A 19,278-nucleotide genomic window follows, 5' to 3' on the forward strand; every position below is an offset into this window, starting at 1 on the left:
ATTCATTTAATAATACTGAAAATATTTTGTATAATCTTGATTTCTTTGAAGAGGAATATTATGATTTTTCATCTATTAAAGATATTGCATTTTATATTTTAGATAATAAGTCTTTATTACATCATATTTCAATAGTAAGAAATTTATTAAACTCTTTTTATGATCTTGTTCAATTTAAAAAAGATTTTTCTAATGAAGATTATAATCATAAATATAAAGAATTTTCTTCAGAATTGATTGATGTTGAACAATTATTTTATACTAAAATTTATCAACCTAGTCAAAATTATAATGAGGAAGCATTGTCTGAAATATCTAATTCATTATTAAAATAGATAGTGAGGGATTTAAATGAATTCTTTTGTATACACTAATGTTTCTATTGCATATATGTTTTCTATTGATCCACTAAACAATAAATCAATTGCTGTTTTTAAGGAATATAAAAATATTTTTTGGTCAAAATTTGTTAAAAATGAATGTAAAACAGTATTTGAGAATAAAAGGAAAATTTTAGTTAAATTTTTTAAGGATTTGGCTAAAAAATTAAAACCTGATAATTTTCATAATTTCACATTCAATGATTTAAAAAAATATGTCATTAAAAATTATGCCCCTAATAAAAGACGTAATCAAATTTTAAGTTCTTTAATTCCATTTTGGGATAATTATGTTAATGAACGATTTCCAGATTATACTTATTTTATTCAAGCAATTCAAAATTGTTTAAATGATTTAAAAAGTTTAGTTTATTCTAAAAAATATGAATGGGAACACAATATATTGTTAACCAATAATAGGGTTGAAAAATATATTGATTTAAAAAAGAAATTAAATTCTCTTAATGTTCATCATCCCGATGATGATATTATTTTGGATGCTCATGATTTTAATTTAAAAAAGGACTTTCTTTTAGATTTCATAACCTTTGATGAAGATTGTTATGATGGTGTATCTCAAATTGAGGAGTTTTAATTTAACAAAGTGAAAGGAAAATATGATTATTTTTAATTATTGAACAGGATTATAATTCGTTAAAGACATGAGGAAATAAATAAGAATTATTTTTCTATATCCAATAGTTTTACTTTTAAACGTATATTTTTTGAGTGATTTTCGCACTCTTTTTAATTTTAAAATCTATTTTTAAATAGTATTATATAGCATTTTAAACAAAAACTATTGTATAATAATCTAAAAATTTATTTGTTGATATCATGGAGAAAAAAGAGTTAATTAATTCTGGTAAAGTAAAAAGTGTATTCACAACAGATAATGACGATGAAGTCATTATTGAGTTTCGTGATGATATGACTGCAGGCGATGGTGAACGTAAAGAGGTTATGGATAAGAAAGGTTCATATAATGCAGTTATTTCAGCTAAAATCTTTAAGGTTTTGGAGGAAAACGGTGTTGAAACACAGTTCATTGATTTGCCTGAAGAAAACGTAATGTTGGCTAAAAAGCTCGACATGATTCCTATTGAAGTAATTGTCAGAAATATAGCTACAGGAAGTCTGGTCCGTAAATATCCGATTGAGGACGGCACTAAATTGGATCCTCCGATTGTACAGATGGACTTTAAGGCGGATGAATATCACGATCCTATGCTTAACGATTCCATAATCAAGGCATTGGGTATCGCTACACAGGAAGAAATTGATTTGCTGAGAGAAAAGGCTTTGAAAATCAACGATATCCTAATCAAATTCTTTGCAGACGCAGGAATCATATTGGTTGACTATAAGGTTGAATTCGGTAAGGACAAGGATGGTAAAATCCTTTTGGGTGATGAGATTTCTCCTGACGGATGCAGATTGTGGGATGCTGAAACCTTGGAAATGCTTGATAAGGAACTCTTTAGAAAAGGTAAGGACTCCGAAGTGATGGATGCCTATGTTGAAGTTTATAATAGAATTATTCCTGATGATGAAAAGGTGATTTAAAATGTTATTTGATATTGAAGTGAAAATCTCTTTAAAAGACGGTATGTTAAACCCTGAAGCTACAACAATCGAAAGGTCTTTGGCTTTGCTTGGATATGAAGTCAAAAACGCCAAGACTGTAGACATTATCAAATTCCAGATGGAAGGCGAAGACAGGGAAGTCATTCGTGAAAATGTTGTAGACATGTGTGAAAGATTGCTCTGTAATCCTGTAATTCACAATTATAAGATTAATGTAATTCCACAAAATACGGCTTGCGGTAAATAAGGTGGTTTAAGTGAAAATCGGAGTAATTAGATTTCCTGGAACTAACTGTGATAGGGATGTGGCCCGCGCTATCGAACTGGTTGGCCTTGAAGCCGAATACGTTTGGTGGAGCAATGACGACTTGACTGACTTTGACGGTGTCGTAATTCCCGGCGGATTTTCATATGGGGATTACTTGAGAGCTGGTGCAATGGCATCAATCACGCCGGTAATTGATGGAATCAAGGCGTTGGTTAAAGAGGAAAAACCTGTTTTGGGAATCTGTAATGGAGCTCAAATTTTAGGTGAAATAGGACTTGTTCCCGGTGTTTTCATTACCAATGAAAATCCTAAATTCAACTGCGAATGGGTTGATTTGAAAGTTTCTAATACAAGAACTCCTTTTACAAAAGATTTCAAAAAAGGACAAACTGTTAAAATACCTATTGCTCATGCAGAAGGCAGATTTTACACAGAAGACATTGATCTTTTAAAAGATCAGGACCAAATCGTATTGCAGTTTAAAGACAGAAATCCTAACGGTTCAATGGAAGCAATCACAAGCGTTTGCGATGAATCAGGACTTGTATGTGCAATGATGCCTCACCCTGAAAGGGCTTGTGAAGAGATTTTGGGCTCCACGGACGGTTTGAATTTCTTTAAAGGATTTTTATAGATAAAAAGTGATTTAGATGGTAGTTTATTTAATTGGTGCAGGACCTGGAGACGCAGATTTAATAACTCTTAAGGCTGTTAAAGCATTGAACAAAGCGGATGTAGTTTTATATGATTATCTTGCCAATGAGGAAATATTGGCTCACGCGCCTGAAGATGCAGAAAAGATTTATGTAGGCAAAAAGGCCGGTGAACACTATAAGACACAGGATCAAATCAATGAACTAATTATTGAACAGGCTTTGAAGCATGAAAATGTTGTCAGGCTGAAAGGAGGAGATCCTTTTGTGTTCGGCCGTGGCGGAGAAGAGATATTGGCTTTAATGGAATATGATATCAAATTTGAGGTTATTCCTGGAGTAACTTCAGCAATCGGCGCACCTACTTCTTTAGGACTACCTGTAACCCATAGGGCTGTTGCAACTTCCGTTACTATTGTGACAGGTCATGAAGACCCTACAAAAGCAGAAAGCCAGGTTCATTGGGATTATACGGCAGACACGCTGGTTATTCTGATGGGAATCGGAAACATCAAGGAGAACACTGCCGAGATAATGAAATATCGTGATAAAAACACTCCCGTTTGTGTAATAGAAAGCGGAACATTGCCTGATGAAAACGTAATATTTGGAACTCTGGAAAACATTTCTGAAAAGGAAATAAAAACTCCTGCGATTTTAATCATAGGTGAAGTTGTAAAGCTATATGAAGACATTTATAATTATTAATTGGTGTTAATATGTGTGGTATTGTTGGTTGCATATTAAAGGAAAATGATGGTAATGCTGCTCCTATCCTTTTTGATTGTATCTCAAAGCTAGAATATAGGGGCTATGATTCAATCGGATTGGCTACCTATGACGGCAGCATCCACATCAAGAAGGATAAGGGTAAGATTGATGAAGTTAATCAGAAGTTGAATTTGCCTGACATGCCGGGAAATTTCGGTATTGCTCATGTAAGATGGGCTACTCATGGTGATCCTTCCAAACTGAATGCTCACCCTCAATTGGATGAGGAAAATACAATAGCTGTTGTTCATAACGGTATTATTGAGAACAATTCTAAAATCAAGGCGGATTTGATTGCTGAAGGCCATGTATTCAAATCTGATACTGATACGGAGGTCATTCCTCACCTGATTCAAAAATTTATGGATGAAGGGCTTGACCTGGAGCATGCAGTCAGAAAGACGATTGAAATTCTTGAAGGGGCATATGCGATAGCCGCAATCTCTTCAAGGGAACCTGACAAGATTGTTGCAACAAGAAAAGATTCTCCATTGATTGTGGGACTGGGAAAAGACGGATATTACCTTGCTTCAGACTCACCTGCAATACTGAAATATGCAAAAGACATTATTTATCCGGAAAAAGGCGAAATAGTCATTTTGGATAAAAATGGTGTAGTTGTTCATGATGAGTTCGACAATGAAATTAACAAGGAAATCGACACAATCAACTGGACACCTGAAATGGCTGAAAAGGAAGGCTATGATCACTTCATGATTAAGGAAATCAACGAACAGGCAACGGCAGTCAGAAACACCCTAACCCAAAAGGAAAACATTGAAAATATCATAAACGATATGGACGATATTACAAGAATATGCTTTGTGGCCTGCGGAACATCATATCACGCATCACTTACAGGGAAATATCTGCTTGAATCTCTTGCAGGAATTCCGACTGATGTTATTCTCGCTTCTGAATTCAAATTTTCAGCAAAAACGCTGGATGAAAATACTCTGGTAATATTCATATCACAATCCGGTGAAACTGCAGATTCACTCAAGGCACTTGACGTTGCAAACGAAACATCAAAAACCTTGGGAATAGTAAACGTTGCAGGCTCATCCATAACCAGAAGAGCACAATACGTAATTCAGACTCAGGCAGGACCTGAAATCGGTGTGGCCGCAACAAAAACCTATGTATCACAGCTGACTGCAATATATCTCTTCGCAGCACTCATGGCAAAAGATGATAAACTTCTTGAAGAGCTTGACAAGGTGCCGGATTTCATTGATGAGGTTCTGGAAGATGTTGAATCAATCAAATCAATGTCAAAAAGATACAATTATGCAAAAGACTTCTTCTATCTTGGAAGGGGATATTCCTATCCGACAGCTCTTGAAGGAGCATTGAAACTCAAGGAAATATCATACATCCATGGTGAGGGTTATGCTGCGGGAGAACTCAAGCATGGGCCTCTGGCTTTAATTGATGAAGGAATACCTGTGGTTGTTGTAATACCTCCTGGAGAATCTCATAAAAAGACGATGAGCAACTTGGAAGAAGTGAAATCACGTGGTGCTCGTGTATTGGCATTCGGTGCGGCTGATGATGAAGAATTGAGCGAAAAGGCTCCTGAAGTATTCACAATCAATCCTGAAGTTTCAGAAATTATTGCACCATTGGTTTACATTGTACCGCTTCAGCTGCTGTCATATTATATTACAATTGAAAAAGGTTTTGACCCTGACAAACCAAGAAATTTAGCAAAATGTGTAACTGTGGAATAATTCGTTTGTTTATTAATTCCATTGTTATTCTCTTTTTATTTTTATTTTTAACTAATTTTTTTTAATAATTTAATGTATGATTTAAACATTATTCATATTTAAAGCTATATTGCATTGTTATTTTTTCATTTGAAATTTTATAATTGAGCACTTTATGACTTTTAAATTCAAAAATAAACATTCTTTGATTGTTTAGTTAAGCAACATATAAATAAGTAAAAAACAATTCCTTTTAATTTTGCTTTATTTCGGCTAATTGGCCTTATTTATGTCCTTTTTGAAAATACAAAGCTTTTTATAAGAAAAGTTTTATAAGTTTATAGTACCGATGCAAAACTTGATTTTGCATGATATGTTAACGAGGTTAATATATGTTTAACAAAAAAATTAATTTATTATTAATAACTCTTGTTTTCATGTTATCAATTTCTGCAGTTGCAGCTTTTGACACAACTGCTGTAAATGATGGTATTGAAACAAGTGATGCGGATGAGGAACCCCCATCGGGCGCTCCTTTGTATGTATCAGACATTAAATCAGTTAGTCAGGACGATTATTCCTTAGAGACTACTGATATTTCGATGTATTATAAGAATGGAACTAGATATCAGGTAACTTTGATGCAGGGTGAAAATCCTATAGGAAACGCTTCAATCACCATTAACATTAACGGAATTAATTATACCAGAACAACCAATGTTGATGGAAAAGCATCTTTGGCCATTAATCTAAGTCCTGGAAATTATTCTGTTTATTCAACATACAATTATAATTCCAATAATCTTAAATTGGGCAGTGATGTTGAAGTTTTACCTACCATTTCCGGAAATGATCTTGTCAAGATGTACAGAAATGACACCCAATACTATGCCACATTTTTAGATAATCAGGGTAATCCTTTGGCCAATAGCGAAGTTACTTTTAATATTAACGGTGTTTTCTATTCTCGTAAGACGAATGAAAGTGGTGTTGCTAAATTAAATATCAATTTAAGGTCTGGCGAATATATTATAACAGCAATCGGACCTAACGGTTTTTCATATTCCAATTTAGTCACGGTCTTATCTTCAATCAATGGATCTGATGTTATTAAATTTTACAGAAATGGAACTCACTACTATGCAGGCTTTTTGGATAACACCGGTAAAGCATTGTCCAATACCAATGTATCATTCAACATCAACGGTGTTTTCTATACAAGAACAACCAATGACAATGGTATTGCTAAGCTAAATATCAATTTATTGCCGGGTTCCTATATTCTGACTGCAATCAACCCTGTCAATAACGACATGCTTTCAAACATGATTACAGTTATTCCTACAATGATAACATCTAATGTTTACAGTGAAAGCAAAGAGACTTCCTTTAATGTTATCATGATTAATGATGACGGTTCTGTTGGTGCAGGCAGATATGTGTCCATTAATGTCGATGGTGAATCATATCAGACAATGACTAATGAATATGGTATGGCTAGTCTTGAATTAACATTAGACAATGGAATTCATGAAGTCTACACCGAAGATTTAAATAATGGATTAGTAATTCATAATATTATTAATGTAACTGTGGAAGTGGATGAAAACACTACAGTCAATGAGACATTATACTATTCCGAATATGGTGTTTCACCGGATAATCTGACAATCATGGCAATCGGAAGGCCTTCAGCTTCAGGTGAACTGTCCGAATACGGATATAATTTTTACATGACCGTATTTGAAAGGGTCTGTCCATATTGCGGAAGCAATGAGCTTTACTGGAGTATTTTCTGGACAGGTGATGAAACATCAAACTATGGTGTTTTCCCGGCAACGGGTAATAAGGAAGGCGGAAGCGCAGAGGGACATATCTTCTGTGCAGACTGTGATGCCGATTGGAGTGTTTTCGGAAATGAGCATGTTTACGGTGGAGGTAACACATTAAACATAATCTCAGAATCTGTTTTGTCCTCAAAAGATGCAGCTTACATGTTGAAAAATGGTGAAATGATTTATTCATAATCTCCATTTTTAACTTTTTTTAATTTTTCAGCCATATCCAAAATTCTGTTTCTTGAATTGTTTTTCAAATCCTGTTTTTCTTTGTAGTTATTTTCAATTTCAACAATATATTTCGCTTCCGGTGATGTTGTTGATGGTATATTCATTTTGGCCAGATTACGTTCAACACGCCTTTTAAGCTTTTCATCATCCATTTCCTGTGCTAAAAATATCGGCGTTTTGACGGCAGAGGATATTTTGGCGGTATGTCTTTTAACATGTCTTTCCTGGGTTCTTTTATCCAATATGTATTCGCTTGAGTTGTCCAGTCCCGGATCTCTGAATGGAATTCCAACATCGGAAAGCGCAATTCTTATCTCATCGTTTTTTGGAAGTGATGTGTCAAGCATTTCCTGTGAGGGGCTTGCAAGTGTACCTCCCTGTTTTCGTCCGAATATCGGTCCAAGGCCGATGCAGAAATCCGCTTCAATAAATGCTGCCCTTATAGGAGCCGCTGATGTGTATGTTGCAACAATGCCTGTATCCTTGATTATTCTTCTGAATTCCTTAAATAAATCCAGGGAAAACAGTTCAGGAGCCATGTTCTGACTGAACGGATCGAGAAATATTGCATCATAGGTATTATCCTCCAGATTCTGAACGGTCTGTCTTGCATCTTCAATATAAACATTAATGTCAATATTTTCAGGAATTTCAGCCGTTTCCAATTCCAAGGTGGCGTAATTCTGTTTGATCAGCTCATTTTCAATGGCTTTTCGCGTGATGTCATGGGCTTCGATTGGTGAAGGCACCAAAAGACCGCATGCCAGTGTTGCAGCGGAGATTTCAACCATGTCAATTTTCAGGTTTGAACCTTCGCAGTTTTTCATAAAATCATCGATTGCAGCTGAGGAGTTGTATCCAAGTCCGGCACAGATGTCAAGAATTGCAATGTCTTTGGTGTAGTCGAACTTCATGGGCTTGATAAATTTCTCAAATGCCTCACTTATTGCACCTGTAGATGTATGTAATGTTTCAATTTTATTGTTTATTTCCTTTGAGTTAATAGAATAAGATCCATCATCAGTTAAAACAAAGTAATTGTTATAAGTATCAAAAAAATTGAGTCTGCTTTCATTATTTCGACTACTTCTTTCATCATCAAAACATTGATTTATCAAATCAAAGATATCATCATTAATTACGCGGGCCTTGTTTTCATAATTCATTGTATCATTTTATATTTTAGCATTTTTGTTATAAAAATTTATATAAAGTAATTTTAAAGATTATTATATAACTTAATTTAACGAGGTGTGTCATGGCGCAAAAGAACATGTCAATCGCATTGCTTATTTCATTTTTCCTTGCAGGTCTCGGCATTGCATATGTGGGTGATGTAAAGAAAGGAGTCAGCATCTTTGCAGCTGCTGTAATATTGAATATCATATCGATTTATGCATTTGGATTTATTCTGGGAGTTGTAATATTCATTTTATGGATTTATGGATTGTATGAAACATATCGTGAAGTTAAAATCATTAATGGCGAATGATGAATTTTGATAAAAAATGTTGAAATAATCAATTTTTCTTAATTTTTCCTATAGGGATTCATACATTCTTATTTCATTATTTGGCAATTTTAAAATTAATTTTGATTTTTATACTTTCATTGCAAATATAAATTATCTCAGTAACCTAATTTAATGTATTATTTATTCATTATTTCTATTTTTTAAATTTAAGTAATTGTAAACTCTTAAATTCAATTTTAATTATTTTAATTTGAATAAATTTTTTTCTCGATTTTCAGCTTTAATTTTGCTTAAATAACTTCAAATAAATGGAATTTTGATAAATTAAGCAATATGTTGCTTATTTTTTAATCTGATTTGTCATTATAAATGAATTTTCTCAAGATTAGTCAAATGTTATTTGCTTGAATTATTGCTTTTGGCTTTCGAATAGTTTTTAAATTGCTTTAATTTTACCAAATCCTTTTTAAAAAGCTTTTCGATTTTGAATGCTTTTTTAAAATAAATAAGTATTTTTAATTGAATTTGAATATAAATAAGTAATTTTTTGTAATATTCGATTGAAAAAAGACTTTACATGTTATATTTGATTGGATTAGGTAATATTTTGTTATTTTTGACTTCAGCGGTTGACTTCAATGTAATTTTTAGTTTACTCGAATTTGTCCTGATATGTTGGATTTGAAGGATTTTTAGCCATTTAATTTTTCGCTTAAAATGTCTTTTTTTGTAAATTTGGACATAATTTGAGCTTATTTTTAACAAAAAGATTTATATACTACTTATGAATTAATATTTACTAACAATCTTGAGAAATTTCAAAGATTTGAGAAAAATCAATTGATAAATATTCATGATAAATCATGAATTATTCTTGAGGTTGGAGTTTAATTTAGTGAGGTGAAAAAACGCATAATAAACGAAATGTTGTATTGATGTTTTTGATTGTTATGCTGTCTTTCGCTATAGTATCGGAGGTTTCGGCAATATCAGTTGATGATGCTGAGCCTGGCGAGTCGGGTTTGAATGTGGAAAATCATTCAACGGACTTAAAGATTCCTAGTGAAAGATCAGTTGATGTGGGCCATGAGTCTGTTGAAAACGACAATGACATTTCACATTTAAATAACAATCAAACTCCATTTAAGGATGTTTATAATAAAACAAATAATCACAAGACTTTATACGAACAAAATCAAACATTTCATGAAAATCATGGTGAAAAAATGAAAAATCTGCCTAATTTCGAATTGAAGCATTTAAAAAATCCGGAAATTGATTCTTCATATCTTTTAGAAAAACACATTTCCCATTTAGCTAGCGAAGTTACATCAAAATTGATCGGATTATATAATGTTTCACAAGCAGTAAATTCGAAAAGTCACGGCATTCATAATCTAAACCTAAATGAGAATTTTCATGAAAATATGAGGTGATTCAATTCAATCCAATGGGGATTTGTAGTTTAATATTCACAGATATGTTAATGTTTCCTCCCTAAAAAACATCTCCCTATTGGAAAATGGCTTACCCACTATTCAGAGGCATTTTAAACATATTCCCATTTTCCTAATATGTATTTTTCCTTTAAAAGAAAATTTTCCTCCCAATTATAGAAAACACACTTACAAACAAAAATGTTAAAATGCCTTTTTGAATAGTCATTACTGGACTTCAAACATGGAGGTATCAATTGCCTCAAATGAGGATTAAAGGTTACTCACACTAAACCTTTTCCTCTTTATTTTTTTTAATGGTGTTATTATGAACAAAAAACTTATTTTATTGCTAATGATTGCTTTAGTTTCCATAACATCAATTTCTTTTGTTAGTGCAGCTAATGAAACATCAATTGATGATGGAACAACTTCGGAAAGTCAAATTATAGCAAACGATTTAGTCAAATATTATGGAAATGACAATCAGTTAACTTGTAACGTCATTGACAATGACACTAACCCGATAGAAAATGTTAGTGTCAAATTCAATATAAACGGAAAAAATTATTCAAGAATAACTAATTCATCTGGAATAGCTAAAATGAACATTAATCTGAATTCTGGAAATTATACGTATTATGCATATTATCTGGTCAATAATACTTTAATATCTCAGGATACGGGTTTAATTCAGATATTGTCTACCGTTTCAGGTGATAATCTTGTTAAAATTTACAGAAATGATACTCAGTATTATGCAACTTTCCTTGATACGAATGGTGATTTGCTTGCGGACACAAATATTACTTTTAATATTAATGGTGTCATGTATACCCGTAAAACTAATTCTTCAGGGGTTGCTAAATTAAATATTAATCTAAACCCTGGAAAGTATATTATAACGGCTACAAACAGCAATGGGCAGATGTATTCCAACAACATAACTGTTTTGAACAGTATTTCAGGACAGGATATTATAAAATATTATAGAAATGGCACCCAGTATTATGCAACATTTCTGGATTGTGATGGGTCTGTTTTAAACAACACCAATGTCACGTTCAATATCAATGGTGTTTTTTACACTCGCAAGACTAATGAGAACGGTACTGCCAAGTTAAATATAAACCTAAATCCGGGCACTTATATTCTAACAGCATCCAATCCTAAAACCACAGAGCTTTATTCAAACACAATAACTGTCTTGAGTTATCTGTCAGCTCAGGACTTATCAATGTCTTATAAGGACGGATCCAAATTCAATGCTACTCTTTTGGACAGTCAAGGTAATCTATTGGCCGGTGAAAATATTACATTCAATATTAATGGTGTCTTTTATACAAGAACCACTAACTCTCAGGGTGTAGCTAGTTTAAATATTAATCTACTGCCGGGAAATTATATTATTACTTCATCATATAATGGATTAAACATTGCAAATACTATTAAAATTCAGAGCGTTGAAACATCCGATCCTATTACAGTCAGTGGTCAGACCTCAAGTTTGGCAAATACCAATTATGCCACTTCAACCAGTGACAAGTCTGTTGTCACCGTAACGAATAAAGGTTCTTTAACTTTAGACAATACCATCATAACAAAAAGTGGTGGAGACACTTCAAATACAGAATCAAGTGATTTTTATGGTTTGAATGCTGCCGTTTTAGTTAATTCTGCAAGTTTCTTAAATCTCACAAATGCTGAAATAATCACAAATGCTAAAGGTGCAAATGCCGTTTTTGTCACAGGATCATCTTCAACCGCTTATGTTGAAAACGTGACAATTACGACAAGCAAAGACTCTTCAAGAGGTCTTGATGCAACATATTCCGGAACCATTATTGCTCATAATGTAACAATCAATACTTCAGGACAACATTGTGCCGCTACTGCAACAGACCGTGGTGAAGGAACATTGTATGTATATGATTCAGTTTTAAATACCAATGGTTTGGGTTCCCCTTCAATCTATTCCACGGGAAATATTAATGTATATGACTCCACGGGTAGTGCAACAGCTTCATCAATAGCTGTTATTGAAGGTAAAAACTCAATTACCATTGACGGATGTAACTTCAATTCATATGCGTATGGAAGGACAACCAAGGGTATTGACTGCTGTGCTGTAATGATATATCAGTCAATGTCAGGGGATGCTTCAGTCGGATTGGGTTCATTCACTTCAAAGAATTCTGTTTTAACTGTAAATCCAGCATCTTCGGTATATAAAACTGCACCATTTTTCTTCATTACAAACACTGATGCAAATATTTATTTGGAAAACACTACAATCAATTATGGTAGTGGAATATTAATAAATGTGTCTGGAAACACTGGTGAATGGGGAAAAAGCGGTTCTAATGGTGGGGACTTAACATTCACTGCAGTCAATGAGGTTTTAACCGGTAATATATATGTTGACAAAATCAGTACTATAATATTGAGCTTGACTTCATCAGCATTGACTTCTGCAATAAACACTGCCAATACTGCAAGTTCAGTGTCTTTAAGCCTTTCCAGTGATTCAACCTGGTCATTGACAGGAAATTCATATCTTACAACATTCACTGACAGTGATACAAGTTTATCCAACATTCAGAGTAATGGATATAATATCTATTACAAGTCATCAGCCAACTCATGGTTGAATGGTGCCACCATCACTTTGAATGGTGGAGGAAAATTAATCCCTTATTAAAGCTAAAATTGTTTTTTAGCTTTTCTTTTTTTCTTTTTTTCTCTTAAAATCATTATTACAAAGGCAAAGCAATATTGATTTCAAAAATGAGATAGGTTTATATAATTTTTAATAAATAACTTTATTTTAACTAATTGTTTTAAGGTTAATCAAATGTTTGAAATAAAAGCTAAAGATATGAGAGGAAGAGTTGGTGTTTTAAAAACAAAGCACGGAAACGTTAAAACACCCGCATTAATGCCTGTAATACACCCCCGTAAGCAGGCAATTGATGTCAAAAAGTACGGTGCGGATATTGTAATAACTAATGCTTATCTGATTTATAAGGATGAAGAATTGAAGCAGAAAGCTATCGATGAGGGCTTGCATAAGTTAATCAATTTCGACGGGCCTGTGATGACTGATTCAGGTTCATTTCAGCTGTCTGTATATGGTGATGTGGAAATTACAAACGAGGAAGTAATTGAATTCCAGGAACTGATTAAAACGGATATCGGAACGAGCCTTGATATTCCAACAGCACCTTTTGTTGAACGTGAAAAGGCAGAAAGCGATTTGGAGATTACTCTTGAACGTGCCAAGGAGGCTGTTGAGTTCAAAAAGAATAATGATATTGAAATGCTTCTGAACTCTGTGGTTCAGGGATCAACATTCATGGATTTGAGGCAGAAATGCGCATCTGAACTGTCCAAGTTGGATGCTGATTTATATCCGATCGGTGCGGTAGTGCCTTTGATGGAATCATATCATTATAAGGAGCTTGTTGATGTTGTAATGAATTCAATCATGTATCTGCCGGACAATACTGCCCGCCACTTGATGGGAGCAGGCCATCCGATGATTTTCGCTTTGGCTGTTGCAATGGGATGTGACCTTTTTGATTCAGCGGCTTATATATTATATGCCGAGGATGACAGGCTGCTGTCCACCAGAGGAACATTCAAGCTTGAAAATCTTCAGGAAATGCCATGTTCCTGTGAAGTCTGCTCAAAATACACTCCTGATGACTTGAGGGCGATGCCTAAAGAACAGAGAAGGGACTTGATTGCCCAGCATAATTTGCACGTCTCATTTGCTGAGTTGAGATTGATAAGGCAGGCAATTTATGAAGGAAGCCTGATGGAACTTGTTGAAGAGCGCTGCAGAGCTCATCCCGCATTGTTGGATGCGGTTCGCCAGCTGGCCAATTACAGTGATGATCTGGAAAAGTATGATCCTAGAAGCAAAAAGTCCGCATTTTTCTACACAGGGCCTGAATCACTGAGCCGCAGTGAAGTCCTAAGACATCAGCAGAAACTTCTTGAAATGCCTAAAAAACGTGATTTGGTAGTTTTACCTCCTTCACGAAAACCTTACTCCAAATTCATTTCAGGAAAGCTTGGGGAATTCTATATCTACGGATCTGAACATGAATTTGATGCGGAAAACACTGATTTCATGGTTTTGGATGTGCCGTTCGGGCTGATTCCTCTTGAAATCGATGAGGTTTATCCGTTAAATCAGAGTGCCGCTCCAAAGATTCGTGATGCAGACAGTCTTGAGTTCATAAGCAATTTCCTTTCTGATTTCATTGAAAATTACGATCAGACATTGATTCATTCAAAAGTAATTAGAGATTTGGATGTGGGTCTGTATAACAAATCAATAGAATCCGATGAAATAAGGTATCATAAGGATGATGTCAAGAAAATCAAGGCCATTGCCGATTATCAGTTTGGTGTTGGTGCCGGTGAGGCATTGTTTAAAGGAAACATTAACATTGAAAAGAGTAAAAAGACAGGTAAAATCAGACATATATATGACGGAAAAGTGCTGATTGTCAATATGCGCGCATCTGATTCATATCTGGTTTTATCCAAGGAAGGTGCTAAAAGGCTGCATAATGCAATGCCTTATCCGCAAAATCGTGTCGTTGTCAATAAGGACTCAGAGCCTTTTGCTTTGGACGGTAAAAGCGTATTTTCAAAATTTGTCGTCGAATGTGATGAAAACATAAGAGCCCGTGATGAGGTATTGATTGTTAATGAGGAAGATAAGCTGCTTGCTTACGGTAAATCATTGCTGTCTGCTGTTGAAATAAATAACTTCCAGTCAGGTCAAGCGATTAAAACGAGAAAGGGTATGAAAAAATAGGTGATTTGATGAGTGATGATGATAAGGTAAATACTGGCCACAATATTGAAGATAAGGAACTGATTAAAAACGCAAGAAAGCCTGTCGGCGAATTGGGCCATCAGATACTTGACAGGATGAACAAATCCCATGAAACTATGGCCGTTTGGGGCGTCAGCCATTTTGACGTTAAGGAAGATGATGTGATTTTGGATATCGGTTGCGGCGGAGGAAGAAATGTTGAAAGATTCTCCGAACAGATTACTTCAGGAAAAGTCGTCGGAATCGATTACTCTGAAGTAAGTGTTGAAAAATCAGCCAAACTCAATCAGAAAGCTATTGATGAAGGTCGTGTTGAAGTCATCCAGGGCTCTGTGTCTGAAATGCCTTTTGAAGATGATACATTTGACATTGCAACAGGCTTTGAGACAATTTATTTCTGGCCGGATTTCATCAATGACCTGAAAGAGGTTAATCGTGTTTTAAAAGAGGGAGGTCTTGTATTTTTCTGTAATGAAGCAGTCTACAGGGAAGGTGAAATGGAAAAATACGATGATCTGGTTGAACTTCTGGACATGAAAATATATTCTGAGGATGTTTTAAAAGAATCTCTTGAAAAAACAGGTTTTAAAGATTTTAAAGCATATATCAATGATGAAAACGATTGGATTTGCATAACAGCTAGAAAAGCCTGAAAATGGCTTTACTATTCAATTCTTTCAGATAGTATATAAATCAAAAACTTTATATATTATTATCATACAATATAATATTGTTGTTTATTTTATGCGGTGTTAGTCCAGCCTGGTTAAGACTCTAGCCTGCCACGTTAGAGACCCGGGTTCAAATCCCGGACGCCGCACTTTTTACTTTTGCAGCTGTGGTATAGTCTGGTTATTACTTGGGCCTTCCAAGCCTACAACCCGGGTTCGAATCCCGGCAGCTGCATGTTAATTAATTAGTGTTTTTCAAAATTTTTCATTTATCTTTTAAAAATTCTTATTTTTTGTAGTTACTTTTATATAATACTTAAAATCATATATTAATTAATTATAAATCTTTTTTATGATTATTCTATAAATTTAAAATTTACGGTGATTTAATGGTAGGAATTGTAGGATATGGGGCATATGTGCCTTCATATAGAATAAAAGTAGAAGAAATAGCTAAAGTATGGGGTGACGACCCTGTAGCTTTATCTAATGGTTTGGTCGTTAACGAAAAATCAGTTCCTTCTGCTGATGAAGATACTGCAACTATTGCAGTAACCGCTGCTAGATACGCACTAGCAAGAGCTCAAATTGATCCGCAGAAAATCGGTGCTGTTTATGTTGGTTCCGAATCACATCCTTATGCAGTAAAACCAACAGCAACAATTGTTGCAGAAGCTGTTTGCGCAACACCTGATTTGACAGCAGCTGATTTGGAATTCGCATGTAAGGCAGGAACCGCAGGTATCCAGATGTCAATGGGTCTTGTCGAAAGCGGAATGATTGAATACGGATTGGCTATCGGTGCTGACACATCACAGGGTGCTCCTGGAGATGCTTTGGAATATACCGCATCTGCTGGTGGTGCAGCTTATGTCATCGGTAAAAAGGACGTATTGGCAGAAATCGAACAGACTTACAGTTTTACAACAGACACTCCTGATTTTTACAGAAGAGAAGGTGAAGACTATCCTTCCCACGGCGGACGTTTCACAGGTGAGCCTGCTTACTTCAAGCATGTATTGAGTGCAGCTAAAAACTTACTTGAAATAACAGATTCCAAAGTTGAAGATTATGATTATGCCTGTTTCCACCAGCCTAATGGTAAATTTTATTTAAGGGCTGCCAAGAAATTAGGATTCACTCCTGAACAGTACTCCCGTGGATTATTAACTCCAAATATTGGAAATACATACTCCGGTGCTGTACCTCTTGCATTATCCAACATTCTGGATGTTGCAGAACCTGGAGATAAGATATTTGTCGTATCCTACGGTTCAGGTGCAGGTAGTGACGGATTTACTTTAGAAGTGACAGATGAAATACTCAAGAAAAGAGATTTGGCTCCTAAAACAGAAGATATCATCTCCAACAAGACTTATGTTGATTACGCTGTTTACGCTAAATATAAAGGTAAAATTAAAATGTAGGGAGGTTAAATTATGAGAGACGTTGCTATTATAGGTGTTTCACAGACAAAATTCGGTGAATTATGGGATTCATCTTTCAGAGATTTAATCGCTGAAGCCGGTATAAAGGCTTTGGTGGATGCTGACATTGACGGTAATGATATTGAAGCAATGTTTGTTGGAAACATGTCCTCAGGATTGTTTGTACAACAGGAACACATTGCAGCACTTATTTCAGACCATGTAGGTCTTAATCCTGTCCCAACCACAAGAGTTGAAGCTGCTTGTGCATCAGGAGGACTGGCTTTAAGGCAGGGAATCATGGCAGTCGCATCAGGTTTTCATGATGTCGTAATTTCTGCAGGTGTTGAAAAGATGACTGATGTGGTTGATGCTACTCCGGCTATCGCAACAGCATCAGATCAGGAATGGGAAGCACAGCAAGGCGCTACATTTCCATCATTATATGCAATGATTGCAAAAAGGCACATGCATGAATACGGTACCACACGTGAACAGCTGGCTCAATTTTCCGTAGTCAACCATAAAAACGCATCCAAAAACCCTAACGCACAGTTCCCATTTGAAATCAGTGTGGATAAAGTTATAAACTCAACCATGGTTGCAGACCCGTTAACATTACTCGACTGTTCTCCTGTATCAGACGGAGCTGCCGCTGTTGTTATGGTGCCTGCTGAAGACGCTAAAAAATACACTGACACTCCAATTTACGTAAAGGCTTCCGCTCAGGCTTCAGGAACATTAACATTACATGACAGAAAAGACATAACAACCATTGAATCAACTAAAGTAGCCTCCAGAAAAGCATATGAAATGGCTGGAGTTACCGTAAAGGACATTGATGTTACTGAAGTTCACGACTGTTTCTCAATTAACGGACTTTTAGCTGTAGAGGACTTAGGATTTGCCGAAAAGGGTAAAGGTGGAATAGCTATTGAAGAAGGCCAAACTGAAATTGATGGTGACTTCCCAATCAACTCTTCAGGTGGTCTAAAAGCTCGTGGACACCCTCTCGGAGCAACCGGTATTGCTCAGGCCGCTGAAATCGTATGGCAATTGAGAGGAGAAGCTGGCGGACGTCAGGTTGATGGTGCAGAAATCGGTATGACTCATAATATTGGCGGTACCGGAGGAACTGCAGCAGTACATATTTTCGGAAGAGATTTATAAATCTCTTTTCACTTATTTTTTTTATGATACTCAATACCGGTTCAAGAACAGATATCCCTGCTTTTTTTAGTAATTGGTTCTTAAATAGGATTGATGAAGGATTTGTCTGTACTAGAAATCCATATAATGATGATATCTACAAGTATCCTTTGGATTCAAAAATAATAGACTGTCTGTGCTTCTGCACGAAAAATCCAAAGCCGTTGCTTAAAAATATTGATAGATTAAATGATTTTAAACAATTCTGGTTTGTAACGATAACGCCCTATGGAAAAGACATTGAAAGAAACGTTCCTGATTTTAAAAAGGTAATTAAATCGTTCAAGGAGCTGTCTGAAACTTTAGGAGTCAATTCCATATCCTGGAGATATGATTCGATTTTCATTACTGAAAAATATTCTCTGGACTTTCATATTAATCGGTTTGAAGAGATGGCATCAGAACTTTCCGGTTATACTGATGACTGCACAATCAGCTTTATAGATTTGTATAAAAAAGTTTTAAGGAATTTTCCCGAAGTTAATGAGGTAACGACTGACGAAAGAATGGAAATTGGTGAAAAATTCTCAAAAATAGCCAATGAATATGGGATAAAAATGAAAACCTGTGTTGAAGGTAGTCTTCTTGACCAATTCGGATTTGACTCAAGCGGATGCATGACACAAAATGTCATTGAGAAAGCTATTGGAAATAATTTAAAAATTCCTAAAGGAAAATACAGGATACGTGAATGTGATTGCATATTTGGAAGGGATATTGGAGCATATAACACATGCCTTCATGGATGCAAGTATTGTTATGCCAA

The 19,278-nt window shown here is 35.0% G+C and carries 17 protein-coding genes and 2 tRNA genes; 18 read left to right on the forward strand and 1 reads right to left on the reverse strand.

Annotation, left to right across the window (positions count from 1 at the left end):
* The 8 genes from ACKI2W_RS09555 to ACKI2W_RS09590 form a co-directional block, all read left to right on the forward strand.
* Positions 1-335, forward strand: a 335-nt coding sequence (locus ACKI2W_RS09555) for a hypothetical protein (RefSeq protein WP_407381549.1), incomplete at its 5' end; no start/stop codon positions are given.
* Positions 336-351: 16 nt separating this feature from the next.
* Positions 352-975 (forward strand): hypothetical protein, encoded by a 624-nt coding sequence (locus ACKI2W_RS09560; RefSeq protein WP_407381550.1) that lies wholly within the window; start codon positions 352-354, stop codon positions 973-975.
* A gap of 242 nt (positions 976-1,217) precedes the next feature.
* Positions 1,218-1,946 (forward strand): phosphoribosylaminoimidazolesuccinocarboxamide synthase, encoded by a 729-nt coding sequence (gene purC / locus ACKI2W_RS09565; RefSeq protein ID WP_407381552.1) that lies wholly within the window; start codon positions 1,218-1,220, stop codon positions 1,944-1,946.
* Position 1,947: 1 nt separating this feature from the next.
* A complete protein-coding gene (gene purS, locus ACKI2W_RS09570; RefSeq protein WP_407381554.1) occupies positions 1,948-2,214 on the forward strand; it encodes a phosphoribosylformylglycinamidine synthase subunit PurS in 267 nt (88 codons plus the stop codon).
* A gap of 10 nt (positions 2,215-2,224) precedes the next feature.
* Positions 2,225-2,869, forward strand: a complete 645-nt coding sequence (gene purQ, locus ACKI2W_RS09575; RefSeq protein WP_407381556.1) for a phosphoribosylformylglycinamidine synthase subunit PurQ — start codon at positions 2,225-2,227, stop codon at positions 2,867-2,869.
* A 16-nt stretch (positions 2,870-2,885) separates the two neighbouring features.
* On the forward strand, positions 2,886-3,596 hold the full coding sequence (gene cobA / locus ACKI2W_RS09580; RefSeq protein WP_407381558.1) for a uroporphyrinogen-III C-methyltransferase: 711 nt from the start codon (positions 2,886-2,888) through the stop codon (positions 3,594-3,596).
* A gap of 11 nt (positions 3,597-3,607) precedes the next feature.
* Positions 3,608-5,392, forward strand: coding sequence for a glutamine--fructose-6-phosphate transaminase (isomerizing) (gene glmS, locus ACKI2W_RS09585; protein ID WP_407381560.1), 1,785 nt, complete (start codon positions 3,608-3,610; stop codon positions 5,390-5,392).
* 371 nt (positions 5,393-5,763) lie between these two features.
* A complete protein-coding gene (locus ACKI2W_RS09590) occupies positions 5,764-7,398 on the forward strand; it encodes an adhesin (protein WP_407381561.1) in 1,635 nt (544 codons plus the stop codon).
* Here ACKI2W_RS09590 and ACKI2W_RS09595 read toward each other — a convergent pair.
* Entirely contained in the window at positions 7,389-8,606 is a 1,218-nt protein-coding gene (locus tag ACKI2W_RS09595; protein ID WP_407381563.1) for an MnmC family methyltransferase, read from the reverse strand. The genes ACKI2W_RS09590 and ACKI2W_RS09595 overlap by 10 nt on opposite strands.
* 92 nt (positions 8,607-8,698) lie before the next feature.
* On the opposite strand from ACKI2W_RS09595, the gene ACKI2W_RS09600 reads away from it, so the two are divergent.
* From ACKI2W_RS09600 to ACKI2W_RS09645, 10 genes are all read left to right on the forward strand, one after another.
* Positions 8,699-8,932 carry a hypothetical protein gene (locus ACKI2W_RS09600; protein ID WP_407381565.1) on the forward strand — a complete coding sequence of 78 codons (234 nt, stop codon included), beginning with the start codon at positions 8,699-8,701 and terminating at the stop codon, positions 8,930-8,932.
* Between the two features lie 917 nt (positions 8,933-9,849).
* Positions 9,850-10,350, forward strand: a complete 501-nt coding sequence (locus ACKI2W_RS09605; protein ID WP_407381567.1) for a hypothetical protein — start codon at positions 9,850-9,852, stop codon at positions 10,348-10,350.
* A 328-nt stretch (positions 10,351-10,678) separates the two neighbouring features.
* The gene (locus tag ACKI2W_RS09610) at positions 10,679-13,051 is read left to right on the forward strand and encodes a beta strand repeat-containing protein (protein WP_407381570.1); all 2,373 of its coding nucleotides are present in this window, start codon (positions 10,679-10,681) and stop codon (positions 13,049-13,051) included.
* Positions 13,052-13,204: 153 nt separating this feature from the next.
* Entirely contained in the window at positions 13,205-15,184 is a 1,980-nt protein-coding gene (gene tgtA / locus ACKI2W_RS09615; RefSeq protein ID WP_407381572.1) for a tRNA guanosine(15) transglycosylase TgtA, read from the forward strand.
* 8 nt (positions 15,185-15,192) lie between these two features.
* Complete coding sequence (locus ACKI2W_RS09620; protein ID WP_407381573.1) at positions 15,193-15,858, forward strand: class I SAM-dependent methyltransferase; 666 nt, start codon at positions 15,193-15,195, stop codon at positions 15,856-15,858.
* 93 nt (positions 15,859-15,951) lie between these two features.
* Positions 15,952-16,025, forward strand: a tRNA-Gly gene (locus tag ACKI2W_RS09625).
* Between the two features lie 12 nt (positions 16,026-16,037).
* Positions 16,038-16,111 (forward strand) — tRNA-Gly (locus ACKI2W_RS09630).
* Between the two features lie 154 nt (positions 16,112-16,265).
* The gene (locus tag ACKI2W_RS09635; protein ID WP_407381575.1) at positions 16,266-17,303 is read left to right on the forward strand and encodes a hydroxymethylglutaryl-CoA synthase; all 1,038 of its coding nucleotides are present in this window, start codon (positions 16,266-16,268) and stop codon (positions 17,301-17,303) included.
* 12 nt (positions 17,304-17,315) lie between these two features.
* A complete protein-coding gene (locus tag ACKI2W_RS09640) occupies positions 17,316-18,473 on the forward strand; it encodes a thiolase domain-containing protein (RefSeq protein WP_407381577.1) in 1,158 nt (385 codons plus the stop codon).
* 23 nt (positions 18,474-18,496) lie between these two features.
* On the forward strand, positions 18,497-19,278 hold a 782-nt coding region (locus ACKI2W_RS09645; RefSeq protein WP_407381579.1), incomplete at its 3' end, for a DUF1848 domain-containing protein.

The sequence above is a fragment of the Methanobrevibacter sp. genome, from assembly GCF_045603845.1.
Lineage (GTDB): Archaea > Methanobacteriota > Methanobacteria > Methanobacteriales > Methanobacteriaceae > Methanocatella.